Genomic DNA, 5,845 nt, shown 5'->3' on the forward strand with positions numbered 1-5,845 from the left:
CTCGCGGACGGGCTCGCGGACGGACTCGCCGAGGGACTTGCCGACGGACTCGCCGACTCGCTGGGCGACGGTGACGGCGTCTCGTCGCAATCCGGCAGGTCGCCGTCGAACGGGTAGCGGTGCAGTTCCGCCCCGGAGGTCGATTCGTGGACGAGCGAACCGGTCGTGAAGAAGCGGCCGTTCATGCCCGGCACCGACACCGTCGTCGTGCTCGCCGGGTTGCCCACGAGCACGCTGCCCTGGAACTGCGCGCTGCCCTTGATCCGCACCGTGGTCGCGTCGGGGAAGTTCCACAGCAGGCGCTCGCGCAGACCCGCGGGGATGTCGGTGCTGCCGATGTAGGTGCTGATCGTGCGCTCGGTACCGGTCAGGTTGATCAACACCGTGGCGCCGGCCGGGATCATCGCGAAGGTGATGCCCTGATCCCCGCCGTTCGCACCGACGAGGTCGAAGTCGACGTTGAACACCTGGAGCATGGAGGTGCCGTCGCCGGTGAACAGGGTCGTGTAGCCCTGGTTGGCGGCCGTGCCGGTCGCCGGGCGGGCAGCTCCGTTCGGGTGCGCGTAGCAGGCCGACGACGTGGTCAGTTGCGACCGCAGGCCGACGTACGCGTCACCCGCGGTGTCGTCGTGGACGGCGGTGGGAATCACCGTTCCGGCGAGCGTGCCGCCGTAGCGCACGACACCGTTGACGGTGCCCTCCTCGGCGAGCAGCCGCTGCTGGGCGGCGATCGTGACGTTGCCGCCGACCGTGAGGAAGTCGGTGCCGTTGTCCGGGGGCACCCGGGAGCCGACACCGACGATCCCGACGTTGTAGACACCGCCGTTGGCCTTGTTCATGTCGAAGTTGCCGAGCGCGACGAGTTTGCCCTCGGCCTCCGCCGCGGACCCGCGCACGGACCAGTCCCCGCCGACGAAGACGTTGATGCCGTTGTCGCGGCCCACGATCGGATCGTTGTTCGGTTCGTTGTTCGTGGCGGGGCAACTGCCCGGCACACACGGACCAAGGCCTCCGGGCAACGGCTTCGCGATGCCCATGACGGCGAAGACACACACCAGGATCACCCCGCCGATGGCAGTCGCCGCGACCGCCAGACCGGCCGTGCGATAACTCACGTCCCTTTTCATCTGCATATACGAAGAATGGGTGCAGATGAGCATGAATCAGCGCATAACATGCCGCTGTGTCGCCTCGGGAACGCGTCCCGACCCCGGCCTTGGGCCGATCGGCCTACGCACAAGGGCGGCCCGCTACAGCGCCTGCTCGATGTCGGACCAGATGTCCTCCGCGTCCTCGATGCCGACGGAGACCCGGATCGTGCCTTCGCCGATCCCCGCCGCACGCAGTCCCTCGGCGTCGACTTGGCGGTGGGAGGTGCCCGCCGGGTGCACGACCAGGGTTTCCAGGCCGCCGAGCGAGGGGGCGTGCCGGGCCAGGGCCACGCGGGTGACGAAGCGGTCGGCGGCGGCCCGGCCGCCGGCGAGGTCGAAGGCGAGCATGCCCCCGGGGGCGTCGAGGATCCGCTCGGTGATCGCGCGGTCGGGGTGCTCGGGCAGGCCGGGCCAGTACACCGCCGACACCGCCGAGTGGACGGCCAACCGCTCGGCCACGACCGCCGCGTTGTCGCAGTGTCGGCGCATCCGCAGCGGCAGGGTGCGCAGGCCCCGCAGGGTGAGCCAGGCGGCGAACGGGTCGCAGTTGGCGCCGGATTCGACGGCGTACGCCCACAGTTCGCGGTGCCGTGCCGCGTCCGCGAAGACCGCGATGCCGCCCACGACGTCCGAGTGGCCGCCGATGTACTTGGTGGTGGAGTGCACGACGATGTCGGCGCCGTGCTCGATCGGCCGACACAGCACGGGCGTGGCGAACGTGTTGTCGACGACGGTGAGCACGCCGTGCGCACGGGCGACGGCGGCCAGTGCCGGGATGTCGGCGATCTGGGTCATCGGGTTGGCGATGGTCTCCAGGTGGAGCAGCCGCGTACGCGGGCGCAGCGCGGCGACGACCTCGGCCGGGTCGCGGCCGGATACGAAGGTCACCTCCACGCCGTGGCGCCGTTCGAGATTGCGCAACGCGGCGACGGTGCCGCCGTACAGGCAGCGCTGCGCGACGATGTGGTCGCCGGTGGCGAGGTGGGTGCCGAACACCGCGTTGATCGCGCCCATGCCGGAGGCGGCCGCGCACGCGGCTACGCCGCCCTCCAGTTCGGCCATCGCGGTTTCCAGGGCGTGCGTGGTCGGGTTGCCGTACCGGGTGTACACGGGGGGACCGTCCGGGCGGCCCATCGCGTCGGCGAGCGATTCGTTGTCCGGGAAGGCGTAGTTGGCCGTCTGGTGCAGGGGTACCGCGACCGGGCGCGAGCCGGTGCCGTCGGGCGTGTGGCCGGTCGTGCCGCCGGCGTGGACGGCGAGGGTGTCGAGCCGGTGGCGGCGGGCCTCGACCGGTGTCTCGGCGGCGGACGGGGCCGGCTCGCCGGCAAGTCGGGTACGCGCGGGTGTGGTGGTCATGGCGTCCAGATTGCGCGCGCGTGCACCTCGGCAGCAGAGCCAATCCCGGTATATTGGCTTGGCGATGAAGCCAATCGACGCGGAACTCCTGGTCTTTCGGCTCGGTCGTTGGTCGGCCGGGCGCGGTTCCCTGCACCTGCTCCTCGCCCGCCGGTTGCGCGAGTTGGTCGAGGCGGGCGAACTGGCCGCCGGCAGCCGCCTTCCGCCCGAGCGCGAGTTGGCGCGCCGGCTCGCGGTCGGGCGCAGCACCCTGGTCGCGGCGTACGAACTGCTGCGCCGCGAGGGGTATCTGACTAGGCGTCAGGGCAGCGGTACGTGGGTGGCGAGCGTGGTGGCCCAGGACCGACAGCCCGGCGTCGAGGCCACCGCGCACCCCATGTTCCTGAGCTTCCTCGAACCTCCCGACGGCGTGCTTCAGATGGCCTGCGCGGCGCCGTCGGCCCCTCCGCCCGAACTGTTCGAGGCGTACCGGGTGGGCCTGGAGCGGATGACGTCGGTGACGGGCGACATCGGCCACCACCCGGCCGGGCACCCCGATCTGCGCGCCGCGCTGGCGCGTTCGTACACCGATCGCGGGTTGCCGACGACGTCCGAACAGATCGTCGTGACCACGGGCGCGCAGCAGGCGCTGGCCCTGTTGGTGCGGTTGTTCGTGTCGCCGGGGGACACCGCGTTGGTGGAGGGCCCGACCTATCCCGGCATGCTCGAACTGTTGCGCGAGGCAGCCGCCGACATCGCGTGGGTCCCCGGTGGTGCGCAGGGCCTGGACGCGGATGCGTGGTGTCGGGTACTCGCCGAGCGCAAACCCGTGTTCGCCTACCTGGTGCCGACGTTTCACAACCCCACCGGGACGGTGATCCCGGCCCTGGTGCGGCGGCGCGTGGTCGAGGTCGCGCGCGCCCACGACGTGCCGCTGGTCGAGGACGAGGTGGTGCACGGCCTGTCGTTCGTCGGGGATCCGCCGCCGCCCCTGGCCGCGTTCGGGCCGGCCGAACACGTGGTCACGGTCGGGTCGCTCAGCAAGGTCCTGTGGGGTGGCCTGCGGGTCGGCTGGATCCGGGCCCGGCCGGACGTCGTCGCCCGCCTCGCCCGGCTCAAGGCCACCCAGGATCTCGGCGGCAACGTGCCCGCCCAGTTCGCGGCGGTCGAACTGGTGCCGCACGTCGGCGAACTGGCGCGCCGACGTGCGCGGTTGCTACGGGTCAGGCACGACCACCTGTGCGCGCGGTTGAGCCGGGACCTCCCCGACTGGCGCTTCAGGCCGGCCGAGGGCGGGCAGACGTTGTGGATCGAGTTGCCGTTCGGGGACGGTTCGTCGTACGCCCAGGTCGCGCTGCGGCACGGGGTCGCCGTCCTGCCCGGGGCGTCGCTGCATCCGATCGGCGGCGACGCGGACCACGTGCGCATCCCCTTCCTCGCCGACGCCGCGCAGTTGGACGAAGCGGTGGACCGGATGGCCTCGGCGTGGCGCGCGTACACGGGCGGCGGAGACCGGCGGGGCGTACTGAAGGGCATCGCGGTGTAACCGGCCGCGGACGGCGCCGCCGGGGGCTGGACAACGGGGCGGCGACCGGGTTGTGGTGGTGCGATGACCACCACCGAACCGGCCGTCGACCTCGACGGCTACACCGGGGATTACGCGCACGACCATGCCCTGTACCGCGCGCGAGGCCAGGCGTTCTTCGCACCCGCCGGCGACGAGGACCCGCCCGACGACGCGGGGCGACGGATCGAGCTCGCCCTGCGCGACCAGCGCCTGTTCCACGTCGCCACGTGGCACCACGAGCTCGCTCCGGTGTTCCGGCGTGCCCGCGCGGCGCAGCGCGACGCCGAACGCGCTTTGGACCGGCTCGACCGTCACGCCGAGGCTCGCGCGGACGACGCCGCGCGGATCGATGCGTTCGCGGCGGCCCGCCGGGCGGTGTCCGCGTACGGGTGCGCCAGGTCGCATCTGCTCGTCGCGGTGGACCGCCGGCGGTTTCCGGTGGGTGGTGAGCGGCTCTACGAGCGGTACGTCGCCGAGGACACCCGCGTGCGGCCGGGCGCCCTGCTGCCCGAGCATGTCGTCCGGGACCGGCTCGCGGCCCTGTCCGCCCCTTGAATCTCGGCCCTGCCGGGGTCAGTTGGACGTCGACGGTGGGGCCGGACGCGGCATCAGCGCGGTGCGCACGACCTCGTCCGGGACGGCCTCGACACCGAAGACCGCGACACGGGTGAGCACGTCCTCGTCGGTGTCGGTGAACACCGAAACCGACATGGTCTCGAGCGCGGCGATCCGCGCTCTCCCGGCGTCGGTCTGTGGGTCCTGGTGCGTGGTGAACACCAGCGGTGAGAGCGCGGCTGCCGAAAGCGCGGTCACGATCGGCACCGAGGTCGACGTGGCCCACGGGCAGGCGATCGCCAGGCCCATGCCGACCAGGAACACGCAGCACATCCCGCCCACGCCGCGCACCCGTGTGTCGTCGTCGGACAGGACCAGGCCCTCTCGTACCAGGCTCGCGTGCGGATGTCGCCACGTCCGGATCGGGTCGGACAACGCGGCGGCGACGATCACCGCATCCACGAGCGCCGTCCTGGCCGGCCCCACCGCCTCGAACACCATGCGCTCGTAGTCGTCTTCCGGGGCATTGGCCTTCAGGCTGATCCGCCGATCGGCGCCGATCGTGGCGCGGCGTCGACGATGCATCGCGACCATGACGACCTCGACGAGCCGGCGCGGCCCGTCGACCAGGAGCGCGATCTCGCGGTAGTCGAGGACACGGCCGGCGGCGTACGGCGCGGGCCGCCGGCGCAACGCGCGCAGCCGCCGGGCGCGCGCCACCGACCCGCTCGACAGGAGGAGCAGGCACGCCAGCGCCGGGGCCAGGTAGGCCCAGCCCGCCGCCGACGGAGCCCACCAGACCTGGGCCAGGTCGACACGTTCGGGGCTCGTGGCGACCGACCCGAGTCCCGTCCCGCGTACCGTCGTTGCGCCGATCACGTCATCCCCCGATGCCTGCGCCCAACCGCTCGCCGTCGTCCGCCGAGCCACGCGATCCACCGTGCCGCGTCGTCCGTGAACCTGTCCGATGGAGCCCCCTCGGGAAACCTCCGAGCATCGGCGCGCCACGACCGACCGGGTCGCTCGGCAGCCCACACGGCCGCGGCATCAGCGTCACGTACGCCGCGTGGGGCCGCGTGCGTGATCGACGCGGCCCTGCTCCCGACCGCCTCGCCACTCGAAGGCGCCTGTTCGCCGGCCTCGCCCCGCCGCGCGCGACACCGTGCGCCGTGCTCGAATCACTCGGCGACGCCGGACCCCGACCCGCGAGGTCGGCGCCGAGCGGCGCGCCCGAGCG

At 72.6% G+C, this 5,845-nt stretch carries 5 protein-coding genes; 2 read left to right on the forward strand and 3 right to left on the reverse strand.

Going from position 1 to position 5,845, the window contains the following annotated elements:
- Together GT354_RS28745 and GT354_RS28750 are read right to left on the reverse strand one after the other, a co-directional pair.
- On the reverse strand, positions 1 to 1,115 hold a 1,115-nt coding region (locus tag GT354_RS28745), incomplete at its 3' end, for a choice-of-anchor A family protein (RefSeq protein WP_346012223.1).
- A 135-nt stretch (positions 1,116 to 1,250) separates the two neighbouring features.
- Entirely contained in the window at positions 1,251 to 2,507 is a 1,257-nt protein-coding gene (locus GT354_RS28750; RefSeq protein WP_161359292.1) for an aminotransferase class I/II-fold pyridoxal phosphate-dependent enzyme, read from the reverse strand.
- Between the two features lie 64 nt (positions 2,508 to 2,571).
- On the opposite strand from GT354_RS28750, the gene GT354_RS28755 reads away from it, so the two are divergent.
- Together GT354_RS28755 and GT354_RS28760 are read left to right on the forward strand one after the other, a co-directional pair.
- The gene (locus GT354_RS28755) at positions 2,572 to 4,032 is read left to right on the forward strand and encodes a PLP-dependent aminotransferase family protein (protein ID WP_161359293.1); all 1,461 of its coding nucleotides are present in this window, start codon (positions 2,572 to 2,574) and stop codon (positions 4,030 to 4,032) included.
- Positions 4,033 to 4,095: 63 nt separating this feature from the next.
- Positions 4,096 to 4,608, forward strand: a complete 513-nt coding sequence (locus tag GT354_RS28760; protein ID WP_161359294.1) for a hypothetical protein — start codon at positions 4,096 to 4,098, stop codon at positions 4,606 to 4,608.
- Positions 4,609 to 4,626: 18 nt separating this feature from the next.
- Here GT354_RS28760 and GT354_RS28765 read toward each other — a convergent pair whose 3' ends face one another.
- Positions 4,627 to 5,538 carry a TIGR04222 domain-containing membrane protein gene (locus tag GT354_RS28765; RefSeq protein ID WP_161359295.1) on the reverse strand — a complete coding sequence of 304 codons (912 nt, stop codon included), beginning with the start codon at positions 5,536 to 5,538 and terminating at the stop codon, positions 4,627 to 4,629.
- Positions 5,539 to 5,845 lie beyond the last annotated feature (307 nt).

The sequence above is a fragment of the Streptomyces sp. SID3343 genome, from assembly GCF_009865215.1.
Classification (GTDB): domain Bacteria; phylum Actinomycetota; class Actinomycetes; order Streptomycetales; family Streptomycetaceae; genus Embleya.

What these genes read in the sequence shown, in the direction of transcription:
- GT354_RS28750 (WP_161359292.1), bottom strand. Translation starts at nt 2,507, where the DNA reads ATGACCACCACACCCGCGCGTACCCGACTTGCCGGCGAGCCGGCCCCG.
- GT354_RS28755 (WP_161359293.1), top strand. Translation starts at nt 2,572, where the DNA reads ATGAAGCCAATCGACGCGGAACTCCTGGTCTTTCGGCTCGGTCGTTGG.
- GT354_RS28760 (WP_161359294.1), top strand. Translation starts at nt 4,096, where the DNA reads ATGACCACCACCGAACCGGCCGTCGACCTCGACGGCTACACCGGGGAT.